Source organism: Paenibacillus sp. BGI2013 (assembly GCF_002843485.1).
In the GTDB taxonomy this organism is placed as follows: domain Bacteria; phylum Bacillota; class Bacilli; order Paenibacillales; family Paenibacillaceae; genus Paenibacillus; species Paenibacillus amylolyticus.
The window spans coordinates 369,147-382,181 of the sequence record NZ_PJFA01000006.1 but is presented as its reverse complement, the minus strand read 5'-3'; the positions used below and the strand labels follow the sequence as shown (position 1 = coordinate 382,181).

Here is a 13,035-nt window from a genome sequence, read left to right as displayed (position 1 = left end):
ACGGATTTTGCTACATATATTTGGTGATGAGTAACATGCAAAATAATTCAGGCGAGCAGCCAGCGAATCCCACATCCTGAAGGAGGAATCATTGATGAATATCCCTTTTGTTAACGAACCATTCACACCCTTTGCAGTCCAGGCGAACCAGGAAGCATTTGAAGACGCACTTCGTCAGGTAGAAGCTGAACTTGGGCAGGAATACCCGATTATTATTGGTGGGCAAAAAATAACAAGCAGCCGCACGTTAACTTCCGTGAACCCCGCAGCCAAGAATCAAGTCGTCGGAACGATCCATCAGGCAGATCAGGAATTGGCCGAAAAGGCCATTCAGACAGCAGCGGAGACATTCCACACATGGAAACATACTGACCCGAATGAACGGGCTCGTTATCTATACAAAGCAGCTGCCATTATGCGCCGTCGCAAGCATGAATTCTCCGCATGGATGGTTTATGAAGCCGGCAAGACTTGGCCTGAAGCCGATGCGGATACAGCGGAAGCCATTGATTTTATGGAATTCTATGCACGGGATATGCAGCGACTGAGTGAACCGCAGCCTCTCGTGCGGATTGCAGGGGAAGATAATGAGCTGAGTTATATACCGCTGGGTGTTGGTGTTGTTATTCCACCTTGGAACTTCCCGCTGGCGATTATGGCAGGCATGACTTCGGCTGCACTGGTATCTGGCAACACAGTGGTCTTGAAGCCTGCCAGCACAACTCCGGTGATTGCCGCCAAGTTTATGGAGCTGCTCGCAGAAGTTGGTCTGCCGGATGGCGTTGTGAACTTTTTACCAGGACCAGGCAGTGAAGTGGGCGATTATCTCGTGGATCATGCGCTTACCCGTTTTATCAGCTTCACCGGTTCCCGAGATGTGGGACTGCGAATTAATGAACGTGCAGCACGAACAGCTCCAGGTCAGAAGTGGATCAAACGGGTTATTGCAGAGATGGGCGGCAAGGATTCCATCGTAGTAGACAGTGACAGTGATCTGGAACTCGCGGCAGAGTCCATTACCGCTTCGGCATTTGGTTTCTCAGGACAGAAATGTTCGGCGTGTTCCCGTGCCATTATTCATAAGGATGTATATGATGAAGTATTGCAAAAAGTGATTGAACGGACACAGAAACTGACGATGGGTAGTCCACTTGAAGTTGGCAGTCAAGTTGGGCCGGTTATCGATGACAAGGCATATGCAAAGATCACGGAATATATTGAAATCGGCAAGGGTGAGGGGCGTCTTGTGCACGGTGGCGGTACAGGGAACGTTGAAGGTTATTTCATTGAACCAACCATAATTGCCGATGTGGACCCAAAAGCCCGGATTGCTCAGGATGAAATTTTTGGACCTGTGCTTGCGTTCATCAAAGCAGAATCTTTCCAGGATGCATTGGATATCGCCAATAATACAGACTATGGCCTGACTGGCGCGGTGATCTCACGTAATCGTGAACATCTGGAACAGGCAAGACGCGAATACTTTGCGGGTAATCTGTATTTCAACCGGAAATGTACCGGAGCACTGGTAGGCACACATCCATTTGGCGGATTTAACATGTCAGGCACGGATTCCAAGGCAGGTGGAAGAGACTATCTGCTGCTGTTTACCCAGGCGAAGCTGGTATCGGAGAAATATTAGACAGAAACCCATGATCCGATTAAAAACTTCTTACATTCACTTGAATAATATGCTATTATCCCTGCAAATCCTTTTGTTCGTATAAGAAACACAGATGCTTATTGCCGAAGGCATAAGGAGGGTAACGGATGTTAGGTGTTCAGTTGGTACAGGAACAACGTATTCGGCTGTCCATCACGCCGGAGATGAAACAATCCTTTCATTTGCTAACCATGTCTGGCCAGGATCTGACCCGTTACTTGCTGGACGCAGCGGAGGAAAATCCAGTACTTGAACTGGAAGAACAAGCTGCGCCCCTCGCCCGGATTCCGCGGCGAATGGATCAGCGCAGGTATGATTCCTATGACCCGTTGCTTCAGGCCAAAGGTGCCGAACCTACTCTGGAACAATTGCTGATTGCGCAAATTCGAGTAATGACAATTCCAGACGAATTGGAAAATATGGCCGTATATTTGGCAGGGTGCGTTAATGATGATGGTTATCTGACGGTTGAACTGGCAGAGGTGCAAGCAACACTTGAGCTTCCGATGAGCAAGATTGCAGCGGGACTGGAGCTTCTCCAATCGCTGGACCCTGCTGGTGTAGGGGCGCGGAATCTGCAAGAATGTCTGTTGCTCCAGATTAGACGTGATCCATCAGCAGCGCTGAATGCGGAGTGGATGGTGGAAGCGGGAATGGAAGCACTGGTTCCTTTTCACCCAGGTAGAACAGGGAGACGATTAGGCATGACTTCGCAGGAAGCTCAGATTGCCTATGACTATATTACACGTCTCGATCCCAAGCCCTGTCGATCGATCGGATGTACGGAACGGCCACATTACATTATTCCGGATGCCATTGTCGGGTTGCGTAACGGTGAGGTCCATTATAGTCTGCATGCAGCAGGTAACCCTCGTGTATCGATGAATGAAGCATGCTTCCGCTGGATCAGGGAAGAGGCTCCGGACACAATCTGGTCTACCCGCGTGGCAGAGGCGAGGGCTATTATTCGGAGTGTACACTTGCGGCGCAGGACTTTAGTGCGTGTGCTGGCGGCAGTGATGGAAGAGCAGAAGCACTTTTTGGTCAAAGGCCCATCCGCGCTAAAACCACTCAATCTGGCTGTTATTGCAGAGAAGATTGGCATGCATGAATCAACGGTAAGTCGTGCGGTGAACGGTAAATACATTGAGACACCACATGGTGTATATGAACTCAGGGCTTTTTTTGCCTCGGGAATCAGTACAACGTCAGGGGATAAAACATCAGCATCAGCGGTGAAACGCAGATTAAAAGAAATCATTCGCACGGAGCAGGCTCAGCGTCCATACTCGGATAGTCATTTGGCCACACTGCTCGCCGAGGAGGGGATTGTCATCTCCCGCAGAACGGTTGCCAAGTACAGGGAGGAACTTCAGATTCTGCCTTCCCTTGAGCGTAAACGGTGGGCTTAATCGAATAGCTGGCGTCTTATCATCTCTGAATACAAGAACCCCCGCAAACCGGATGAACGGTCTGCGAGGGTTCTTGTTAATTATTTGTGTTTGGGTTGCTGCATCAGTTTTCCTGATTACCTACAAACGTTCCATATTACGCAGGAAGTGTTCTCCGGCAATCCCTGGTGTAGTCATCTGTTCCGGATGAAGAATCTCTTCCAGTTCTTCCGGTGTCAGCAATCCGCGTTCCAAAATAATCTCTTGCAAGGAAAGTCCAGTCTTGAGCGCTTCCTTCACGATGGAAGCTGCCACATTATAACCCAAGTGCGGGTTCAACGCCGTAACCATACTGAAACTTTGGTTCATGATTAATTCGCAGCGCTCACGGTTAGCTTCCATCTCTTCAACGGCATAACGCGTGAAAACATCGATGCCGTTATTCATGATTTTCAGCGATTGCAGCAAGTTGAACGCAATAACTGGGCCCATGACATTCAGCTCGAATTGACCGGCTTCACATGCCATACAGATCGTATGATCGTTCCCCATCACCTGGAAGGATACCTGGTTAATGACTTCCGCCATAACGGGGTTGACTTTACCCGGCATAATGGACGAACCTGGCTGACGCGGTGGCAGGCGCAATTCATTGAATCCTGCACGCGGGCCTGAAGCCATCAAGCGAATGTCATTACAGATTTTGGAAAGGCTAACCGCACATACCTTCAGCGCCGCTGAAAGTTCCAGATAGGCATCTGTGTTCTGGGTTGCATCCACGAGATCCTCAGCTGTTTGTAGTGGTAGTCCGGTAACAGCTGACAGGTGCTCTGTAACCTTGACGATATATTCGGGTTTGGCATTGAGTCCTGTACCTACCGCAGTTGCACCCATGTTAATGGTAAGCAAGCGGCGATTGGCGAATTCAAGACGCTCAATATCCCGTCCGATGACACGGGCATAAGCTCCGAATTCTTGTCCAAGGCGAATAGGTACGGCATCCTGAAGATGGGTACGGCCAACCTTGACCACATCGTTGAATTCCACTTCTTTTTTACGGAACGCATCCTGTAGTCTTCTCATGGTAGCGAGTAACGTCTCCGACAGTTGGTACGCCGCAATGCGCAGTGCTGTAGGAACCACGTCATTAGTAGATTGGGACATGTTCACATGATTATTGGGATTGCAATGGAAGTAGTCTCCCTTGCTTTTGGTTAACAGTTCCAGCCCGCGGTTGGCCAAAATTTCGTTCATATTCATATTCATGGAGGTGCCTGCACCGCCCTGAATGGAGTCTACAATAAAATGATCCAGATGATGGCCTTTCATCATTTCTTCAGCTGCCATGACGATCACATCGCCAATCTTGCTCGGCAGCATCTTCAACTCCATGTTGGTAATCGCTGCTGCCTTCTTCACCGCAGCCAGAGCCGTGATCAGCTCCCGGTGTACCGGAACGCCGGTAATCGGGAAGTTTTCCACGGCCCGTACCGTCTGAATTCCGTAATAAGCATAAGCCGGGATTTCTTTTTCACCGATAAAATCTTTCTCCGTCCGTGTGGACATAGTAGACATCTCGTTCGCCTCCAGTGGCATCAATAAAAATAGTTCGGCTTCAGCGTTGCTGAAGCGCACTCAGTATATCATTTAAGCAAAATGGATGCCAATCTAAATCATTTGGCCTCTTGTGCCGATAATAAATAAAATTAGGGATATTAAATGGAATATTATTCAATTTTTAAGAAAGGGAGGAGTGGCCAAGCTTGTCTTATACATTATGCGCTATATGGTAGAGAAGTCATGCATGAACGGCAAGTATGAGGGGAAATAGAACGTTTTCAGTGATGTATATCACATGAAATTTGGTACTTGATTGGTAAAATAGGAAAAAAGGACTACGGGGTGTGCACATGAAATGGACTTTAGGAGCAAAGACTGTCGCAGGTCTGGTACTGATTTCGATTATTACCTACGGAACTAGCGGCTTTTTTATATTTTTTGTCAAAGACTGGGTTACGTTAGATATTCCGAATTGGGTATACATATCGATTATCCTGATCATGGGAGTATGCTGGAACGGGATTCTGGGATGGTTTGCCTCACGCTGGCTGACTCGTCCAATCGTTCACCTGTCCCGGGCTGCACAGCAGGTTTCAGCGGGAGATCTGACAACCGAGATTCCGCAGCGACGCACGCAGGATGAACTTACTGTATTATATGATGCTTTTCGCGCAATGGTTTCTAACCTTCGAAGCATTGTAAATGATATTGCAGACAGTACAAGAACGACTTCACAGAACGCACAGTCTCTGAGTGAAGCAATTACCCAGGCCGCCGAACAGATCGAGATGATGTCGGATGCGGTGGATCATATTGCGGTAGGCGTAGAAGAGCAGAAGGTCACTTCCCATCAATCTCTGATCACTGCGGATGAGATGCTGAACGATTTCCAGCGTATGCATAGCCAGTCCATGGATATGACAGAGATGTCCGGTCAGATGGAACGATCGGTGGATCATACCAAACAGACTTTCTCATCGTTGATGAAAGGGATGGACGAGCTGGCCGAGTCGCACAATCGTTCCCGCGACATTATGCTGTTGCTGGAGAAGGAAGCCTCCGATATCGAGGTAATTACCCAGTCTGTCAAAAACATCGCAGAGGAAACAGGGTTACTTGCCCTGAATGCTTCCATTGAGGCTGCACGAGCTGGCGAAGAGGGTTCTGGTTTTGCAGTCGTGGCGCAGCAGATCCGCAAGCTGGCAGACGAAAGTAAGGAATCGGTACACCGTATTAATGAGCTGATTAGTCGTGTGCAAGAGCGGATCAGGGAGACAGCCCAACTGTCTCATGAGCAGCATGGTCTCGTGGTTAATGAATCGGAGCGGACCGTCTCTGTGGATCAGACGTTGCATGAACTGACAGGAACAGTGGAAGTATTTATGAAGGGTGCGCATGATATCGGTTCCAAGATTGCAGAACAGACCGGTCGCGTGGAGCAAACGCACGGTCATGTGAAGAAAATCCAGGGGAAAGCCGGATCGTTCTCGGATGAGGCGAGACGAATTATGGATGCCGCACACGAAGAGACAGCCATCATGGAGGAGATTTCATCTTCGGCTGAAGAACTGAGACAATTAACCGATCGGTTATTGGACAAAACCAAAGCATTCCGGATGCAGCCTTAAGCTGTGTTCGGGATTTTTTTTGTTTTTGGAGAACAGTTTTGGCATGATAATTTGCTTATTCTGGTTAAAGCCGAACGTTCTTTCGTGAAAACGAAAATTTGTAAAGATTATTTTATGAAAGATTAACAAATTCGCAACTTGCAGGCGATAAATGAAGATATAATAGGATTATCACAACAGATAAAGGAGCCCAGTATATTGAAAACTTGGACAGGTATCCTGCTGATGATTATTCTGGCGGTAGCTACGATTAGTACAACTTCGGCTGCCAGAACCATGAATGAATCGCAAAAACAGCTTAACATAGATGATCAATCCAGCCAGACCGAAGTGGTCGAGGCTTCCAATATAGATAAACTGCATGACACAGCGAAGACAACACAGGAATCCATTCCCGTGAAAGAGGAATACGTTTCGGTAGCTCCAGAGAATGAGAAGGTCAGATTATACCCTATGAAAGTTGAGGGTTCAGGATATATATATAACGGAATGATTTTGGAAGTGGACGGCAAAGTGCAAGAATTTAGTGATTGGCAGGGAGAAGGCGGGTCTTACAAACCCGAAGTGCACGAGCTGGATCTGAATGGAGACGGCCAGAAAGAAATTATCGTTTTGTACACGGAAGGTCATGGAACAGGTATTTATTTGGGACAAGCACGTATCATTAATCCGGTAACGCTGGAAGAGATGAAGATGCAATCTCTGGATGAGATTGCGAAACAGCATGTGAAGTCAAAAGTTACAGTTAGATCAGACCGTGTGGATGTTGATGTCTCCGTTGATGGCGTTCAAACAGAACCTTTACGGATCGAGGAAGATACGAGTGGCGGCGTATATAACGAAGAGTTGGGATTCGGTGGAGTTACCTATTACAGTGTAGAGGATGGCCAGCTTGTCGTATCAGCAGCAGGATCTTACGGTGCGGCTTTATATGCGGGTGATCTGACATTCACTTATGAGTATCAAGATGGCGAGTGGAAGGCCGTAGATTTGAAGTACAGCATGGAAGTGTATGAAGAAGAATATTATGAATCTTTTGATTGATATCAACCTGTTGATATCATAGTGCATCGGGAATTGAATGTTCTCAAGTGTCAAGTTAAGTGAACATCTGACAAGAATATCTTCCTTACTCCGTATACGGACAGTGGGAAACAGGGCGAGGCTGAAAAAAAAATGGGGACATACAGCCTCGTTTTGTGCTGCCCTGAAATAGGCAATGTGTACTAAAAATGCAGTAAACAATTGACATTATCACTTTAGTCGTTTAAATGTATAAAGGACAAATCATTTTAACATTCAGGAGGGATTTTGATGAAGAAAAAAGTTGTACTGGGTTTGATGGTAGGCACATTAACAATTGGGATCGGAACAGGTGCACTCGCAGCAACAGGACTGGAACAGATTAAAGCCTATCTGAACAGCAAGATTACGCTAAAAATGAATGGTGCCACGGTGACAGCCAAAGATGCCAATGGTAAAACAGTGTTGCCTATCACTTACAACGGAACGACTTATTTGCCTGTGCGTGCTGTGGGATCTTTGCTTGGGACAGAGATCACTTATGACAGTGCAACTTCATCCGTCCTGATTGGCGGAACGAATGGATCTGCGCCCGTAACCAACGGAAAAGTAACGCTGAGTGCACTTGGAACATCCGTACTGGGATCTACCGCTTGGCACACCAAAGATCCTAAGGATACCACATATAAAGGCAAGGATTACAAGGATGTTTATCTGCATAATGATCCTACGAAACAGGGGGATGATATCCAGATTAATACGGGTAAAAAGTATTCTTCTCTGCACTTGGAACTTGCCGCGCTGAAAGGAAATCAGGAGATTCATATCTATGATCAGGATCTCGCGACACTCAAAAAGTTCAATATCACTCCAGAAAGCGGTATGATGAGTCTAGATGTGGATGTTAAAGGTACAGACGCTGTCTATGTAGAGATTGTATCTGAAGATCCGGGTTCAGCTCTGTTTGTACCGCTCACAACATCGTATCTGACGAAGTAAAACACAATCTGCAAGTTTGCGACCTTACAGAAGGGGCAAGGCAAGCATAAACATAAAAAAACGATGATTCAGTAGGCGATTCCTGAACCGTATCCGGTATTCAGAGCTGCCTGGTGAACATCGTTTTTTATTTTCTTTTTGTTACGAATATTAACGAATGACGGTATCCAGCGGTTTGAGATTGGCTTCAATCTCGGCGCGGCGACCTTCAAGGAATGGAGGCAAAGCAAGCGATTCACCCAGATGCTCCAATTCTTCGTCTGTATCAAATCCCGGACCATCGGTTGCAAGTTCGAACAGAATCCCGTTTGCTTCACGGAAATATAGGGAGCGGAAGTAGAAGCGATCTACAAAACCGGAGTTAGGGAATTGGAAGTTACGAACCCGTTCCACCCACTGTTTCAGTTCTTCTTCGTTATCCACACGGAACGCAACGTGGTGTACGCTACCACGTCCAGGACGCTCTTGGGCAAGGTCATTCCGTTCCTCAACATGCACCTCGGAGCCGCTGCCACCTTCACCGGATTCAAAAACGAGTACATCAGGTTGACCTGGAGTAAAGGCAGGATAACTTCCTTTAGCTCTGAAACCGAGCAGTTCGGTAAGAACCGGAGCGGTAAGGGAAGCATCTTTTACCGTAAGATGGATAGGGCCAAGACCTACAATGCCATACTCGGCAGGCACAGGGCTCTGATCCCATGGTTTACCACCAGCGACACCTGTATTGTTTTCATCCGAGACCAGAATCAGACGTTGACCTTCAAAGTCTGTGAACGAGAGCGTGGCACGACCACCCCGTTCAACAATCTCTCCATGTGGGACTTCGAATTCGTCAAAACGCTGCTGCCAGTAAGTCAGTGCTGCATCACTTGGAACGCGCAGTGACGTGCCAGATATACTGTTCACGCCTTCACGAGTCTGTCCGGCCATCGGAATCTCGAAGAAGGTAAGTTCGGTACCCGGATTGCCTTTCTCATCGCCATAGAAGAGATGGTAGACGGACACGTCATCCTGGTTGACTGTTTTTTTAATGAGGCGCAGACCCATGATGTTGGTGTAGAAACGATAGTTCTGATCGGCATGTGCTGTTAGAGCGGATACGTGGTGAAGTCCTTTGATTTGCATAATAATTCCTCCTAGATGAAATGGGATAGTGTAAATGTTCAGTTGAACGTTTGTTAAGTGCGGTATATTGTATTTCGATTAAGAAAGTTACTAACTTTTCGTTTGTTTTGGTTCTGAATTTATCTTAACATAAAGATATTTAAATTACAATGCTTATTTAGAATTCCAACTGGACAGCACTTTCATTCAATGGCAAAATGAAAAAGTTAACATTAAAGAGAGATACTGTTGGTGAAATCCTTGTAAAGGAGAGAAGAGATGCATGGCGTATCCACCATGGCTGGACCCTTATGATGCAGAGCCGTTTATCCTGTTCTCCACTTCACATATCGTTTCAATTAGCGTAATTACAGCATTGATTGTACTGATGTTTTTGCTTCGACACCATCTTCGATCATGGTCAGAGAGGGCACGCCGCATACTGCGGATTGTTCTGGCTTGTATCATGTTTGCCTCCGAAATCGTGCTGCAGCTCTGGTATGTGTATGGAGGGATATGGAGCCTGCAGACGTCACTGCCACTCGAACTATGCAGTCTGTCTCTGCTATTATCGGCGTTGTTACTACTGACACGCAGTCGACTGTTGCATACTGCACTGCTGTTTGCAGGCATTGCCGGAGCCCTTATGGCGATCCTGACTCCTAATCTGGGTTATGGTTATGCACATTTTCGATTTATTCAATTTTTCGTTGCTCATGCCTGCATTATTCTGGCTTTACTCTACATGACCTGGGTAGAACAGCTGCGACCTAGCTGGAGATCTGTAGCAGGTTCGATGATATTTGTGAATGTGGCAGCACTAATTGTATACATTGTAGATGTCATGCTTGACGCGAATTATATGTTTTTGAGACACAAGCCGAGTACACCCTCGGTGCTGGATATGCTAGGTCCGTATCCCATGTACATCCTTGGGGAAGAGATACTTGCGCTAGTTTTGTTCTCGCTAATGTACATTTTGCTCTTTGCCATTCCAGATCGGTTGAAGCATCGTGTGAAAAAAGGTAAAAGCTCCGCGGTATAGGGATAATCCTTGTAGTTGCGTCTGCGCCGTATTATAAACTCTTTATAAATAAAATATCCCGCAGTAACCTGACTGGATCAGGTCGCTTGCGGGATGTTTGGGCGTTGTCCCTGAATGGGGCCAGCTTTTATATGTTTATCCACGGAGCAGAGATTCCGCACCATCCACGTAGATTCGTGTACCTGTAACATGAGAGGCTTCATCGGAAGCGAGGAACAGAACGAGGTTCGCCACTTGCTTCGACGTTCCAGGTTCGCCCTTGAGCGGATGTTCGTGACCCTCAGGGAATTCAACAGGAATCTGTACTTCTTTCAGATCATCCGACGGGTAGGTGTTATCATCAATGTTGGTATCGATGGCTCCCGGGCAAACGGCATTTACACGGATCTTATAACGAGCCAGCTCCAGTGCAGCCATCTTGGTAAATGCAGTTTGTCCCGCTTTGCTGGAAGCGTATGCAGAGAAACCAATCCCTGAGAAGACCCGGTTACCGTTGATGGAACTAGTGATAATGATGCTGCCGCCATGTTCTTTCAGATGAGGAATAGCATATTTGACGGTTGCGAAGGTTCCGCGCATATTGATCTCCATCGTCTGGTCCCAGTCCTCAATTTCCATCGTTTCAATCGGGGCCATCGTTCCGTTAATGCCGGCATTCGCAAATATGATATCCAGTTTACCCGCTTCAGCCGCAGCCTGATTGATTGCCTTCTGCACATTATCCGGTTTGGAGATATCACATTCGATCACATACGCTTCTCCGCCAGCCTTTTCAATCGTCTGCTTGGTTTCCTCCGCATTTTCGGGTGTGCGATCCAGCATGTACACTTTGGCCCCATGTTCGGCGAATCGAATAGCAGTAGCCTGACCAATACCCGATCCACCTCCGGTTACAATCGCCACTTTGCCTTCCAAACGTTGTTCTGTCATCTCTGATCCCTCCATGAGTTAGATTATCGTTGTACGCTCTACTTCTAACATACCCGGCTCAAGACGCGTGAATCATATGTGTATATATCAAAAAGAACAGGACCGCAACGCGGCCCTGTTCTGTGAGCAGATCATCTTCATGATCTGTCTGCTGTAATATTATTTTGGCATGTGAATGGTAGGAAACACCCTCAGGTCATGCCCTGGTTTACTTATGTTTCTTCCAGTCCATTGCACTGTTATTGAGCAAATATTCGAAATCGTTATCTCGGCGCTTCTGCTCCGCTTGGCGAGCTTCTTCTGCCTGCTGACGTTCCTGCTCTTTAAGAGCCGCTTCGGTAGCCTTTGCCTCATCCGCCTGAGCTTTCAGCTTCTCCAGCACATCACTGCTAAGCAGATCCTTCAGTGTTGTGGGTTTATCCTGTGCTACTGCTGCTTTGGGAGCAGGAGTGCGTTTTTTGGATTTTGCCATAGGAAAATCTCCTTTCCAAACATGAATCAGGTTCCATTTATCGTACAGTAGTCATAGTATATCAGGTTCCCGTAAAGCATTCCATGAATCTGCGGAACAAAAGCAGGAAAACGAGGGTTGCGTGACGAATGAAAACGGGTATAAAATCATATACTATTACCGATACTGCGACTATTCCCTGGAGAAAGGAGTCGTTGTTCGTGGAAGTAAACCGTGGTTTACTGAAAGGGCTTGCATGGGGCGTTGCCTTTAGCTGCCCGTTATGGATTGCGATTATCGGCTGGTTACGTTTGATGGGATGGATGTATTGAGGATGATACCGGAAGAGGTCATTTTTTATAAAGTCATATATGTAACCGTTATCATTAAAATCAATAAATAAAGCTCTGCCTTGCGAGATACGCACAGGACAGAGCTTTTGTTTGTTTTGCAGTTCATTAACTCATTAACGAGATATAAAAATGAGGTTTCATCTGTTTGGCTAAGCTGCTGATTAAGGCACTTTTACCGGCTCTGGATACTCCAGACCATGGGTGTCTACCGTAACTTTTTTCATGACCTGATCGGTATCGGGTTTGTCCTTGATTTTGCTTATTTTCTGAGCTGCAATACCATCAACGACTTCTAAACCTTCGGTTACTTTACCAAAGGAAGCATAGGCATTATCAAGATGATCCGCGTCAGCTAACATGATGAAGAACTGAGAACCAGCGGAATCCAAATTATCTCCGCGTGCCATGGAAATGACTCCGCGGGTATGATTCAGGTGATTTTTGTGACCGTTGGATGTAAATTCACCCTTAATGGCATACCCTGGGCCACCTCGACCATTACCGTCTGGATCTCCGCCCTGAATCATGAAACCTGGAATAACACGGTGAAAGATTGTGCCATCATAGAAACCCTGATTCGCTAGTGAAATAAAGTTGTTCACCGTATTGGGCGCAATTTCCGGATATAGCTCAATGACGATCTTCTGTCCATCTGCCATTTCAATAGTAGCTACCGGATTGGGACCCGTTGGTTCAACTGGAGCTGGTGTTTCTGTAGCGCCACTCGAAGGGCGTCCACAACCACTAATGACGATAAGCAGCATCGCGAGAACCAGCGAAACCACTGTGTTTTTTTTCCACCGTAAAGACATGAAAACGTTCCTCCTTGCATCTCTGCATTATATATTTTCTCCAAATCCTATTTGGATATTTACCCAACTATCATAC

Annotated in this window: 11 protein-coding genes; 6 read left to right on the top strand and 5 right to left on the bottom strand. The window is 46.7% G+C overall.

The features are described from left to right. The first annotated feature begins 94 nt into the window (after positions 1-94). Together pruA and rpoN are read left to right on the top strand one after the other, a co-directional pair. A complete protein-coding gene (gene pruA, locus CXK86_RS17635) occupies positions 95-1,642 on the top strand; it encodes an L-glutamate gamma-semialdehyde dehydrogenase (protein ID WP_076251309.1) in 1,548 nt (515 codons plus the stop codon). Positions 1,643-1,770: 128 nt separating this feature from the next. Then, positions 1,771-3,075, top strand: a complete 1,305-nt coding sequence (gene rpoN / locus CXK86_RS17630) for an RNA polymerase factor sigma-54 (RefSeq protein ID WP_076251311.1) — start codon at positions 1,771-1,773, stop codon at positions 3,073-3,075. 120 nt (positions 3,076-3,195) lie between these two features. Here the strand turns inward: rpoN and CXK86_RS17625 are convergent, their stop codons facing one another. Beyond that, a complete protein-coding gene (locus tag CXK86_RS17625) occupies positions 3,196-4,629 on the bottom strand; it encodes an aspartate ammonia-lyase (protein WP_047841890.1) in 1,434 nt (477 codons plus the stop codon). A 335-nt stretch (positions 4,630-4,964) separates the two neighbouring features. Between CXK86_RS17625 and CXK86_RS17620 the strand changes: the two genes are divergently transcribed. The 3 genes from CXK86_RS17620 to CXK86_RS17610 all read left to right on the top strand — a co-directional run bounded on the left by CXK86_RS17620 (position 4,965) and on the right by CXK86_RS17610 (position 8,264). Beyond that, entirely contained in the window at positions 4,965-6,242 is a 1,278-nt protein-coding gene (locus CXK86_RS17620; RefSeq protein WP_036672371.1) for a methyl-accepting chemotaxis protein, read from the top strand. A gap of 198 nt (positions 6,243-6,440) precedes the next feature. Further along, positions 6,441-7,286 (top strand): hypothetical protein, encoded by an 846-nt coding sequence (locus tag CXK86_RS17615; protein ID WP_076251313.1) that lies wholly within the window; start codon positions 6,441-6,443, stop codon positions 7,284-7,286. Positions 7,287-7,556: 270 nt separating this feature from the next. Next, on the top strand, positions 7,557-8,264 hold the full coding sequence (locus tag CXK86_RS17610; RefSeq protein WP_036612085.1) for a stalk domain-containing protein: 708 nt from the start codon (positions 7,557-7,559) through the stop codon (positions 8,262-8,264). 150 nt (positions 8,265-8,414) lie between these two features. On the opposite strand, the gene CXK86_RS17605 is transcribed toward CXK86_RS17610, so the two are convergent. Further along, positions 8,415-9,389 (bottom strand): ring-cleaving dioxygenase, encoded by a 975-nt coding sequence (locus CXK86_RS17605; protein ID WP_076251315.1) that lies wholly within the window; start codon positions 9,387-9,389, stop codon positions 8,415-8,417. 262 nt (positions 9,390-9,651) lie between these two features. Here CXK86_RS17605 and CXK86_RS17600 point away from each other — a divergent pair, with 262 nt between their 5' ends. Then, entirely contained in the window at positions 9,652-10,413 is a 762-nt protein-coding gene (locus CXK86_RS17600) for a YwaF family protein (protein WP_076251317.1), read from the top strand. Positions 10,414-10,548: 135 nt separating this feature from the next. On the opposite strand, the gene CXK86_RS17595 is transcribed toward CXK86_RS17600, so the two are convergent. The 3 genes from CXK86_RS17595 to CXK86_RS17585 form a co-directional block, all read right to left on the bottom strand. Further along, a complete protein-coding gene (locus tag CXK86_RS17595; protein ID WP_036612094.1) occupies positions 10,549-11,343 on the bottom strand; it encodes an SDR family oxidoreductase in 795 nt (264 codons plus the stop codon). Between the two features lie 208 nt (positions 11,344-11,551). Continuing rightward, a complete protein-coding gene (locus CXK86_RS17590; RefSeq protein WP_076251319.1) occupies positions 11,552-11,815 on the bottom strand; it encodes a YqkE family protein in 264 nt (87 codons plus the stop codon). Positions 11,816-12,308: 493 nt separating this feature from the next. After that, the gene (locus CXK86_RS17585; protein WP_076251321.1) at positions 12,309-12,959 is read right to left on the bottom strand and encodes a peptidylprolyl isomerase; all 651 of its coding nucleotides are present in this window, start codon (positions 12,957-12,959) and stop codon (positions 12,309-12,311) included. Between the last annotated feature and the right edge of the window lie 76 nt (positions 12,960-13,035).

Coding starts and splice junctions, on each gene's coding strand:
- CXK86_RS17620 (WP_036672371.1), top strand. CDS start 4,965: ATGAAATGGACTTTAGGAGCAAAGACTGTCGCAGGTCTGGTACTGATT.
- CXK86_RS17600 (WP_076251317.1), top strand. CDS start 9,652: ATGGCGTATCCACCATGGCTGGACCCTTATGATGCAGAGCCGTTTATC.
- CXK86_RS17625 (WP_047841890.1), bottom strand. CDS start 4,629: ATGTCTACTATGTCCACACGGACGGAGAAAGATTTTATCGGTGAAAAA.
- CXK86_RS17605 (WP_076251315.1), bottom strand. CDS start 9,389: ATGCAAATCAAAGGACTTCACCACGTATCCGCTCTAACAGCACATGCC.
- CXK86_RS17595 (WP_036612094.1), bottom strand. CDS start 11,343: ATGACAGAACAACGTTTGGAAGGCAAAGTGGCGATTGTAACCGGAGGT.
- CXK86_RS17590 (WP_076251319.1), bottom strand. CDS start 11,815: ATGGCAAAATCCAAAAAACGCACTCCTGCTCCCAAAGCAGCAGTAGCA.
- pruA (WP_076251309.1), top strand. CDS start 95: ATGAATATCCCTTTTGTTAACGAACCATTCACACCCTTTGCAGTCCAG.
- CXK86_RS17585 (WP_076251321.1), bottom strand. CDS start 12,959: ATGTCTTTACGGTGGAAAAAAAACACAGTGGTTTCGCTGGTTCTCGCG.
- CXK86_RS17610 (WP_036612085.1), top strand. CDS start 7,557: ATGAAGAAAAAAGTTGTACTGGGTTTGATGGTAGGCACATTAACAATT.
- rpoN (WP_076251311.1), top strand. CDS start 1,771: ATGTTAGGTGTTCAGTTGGTACAGGAACAACGTATTCGGCTGTCCATC.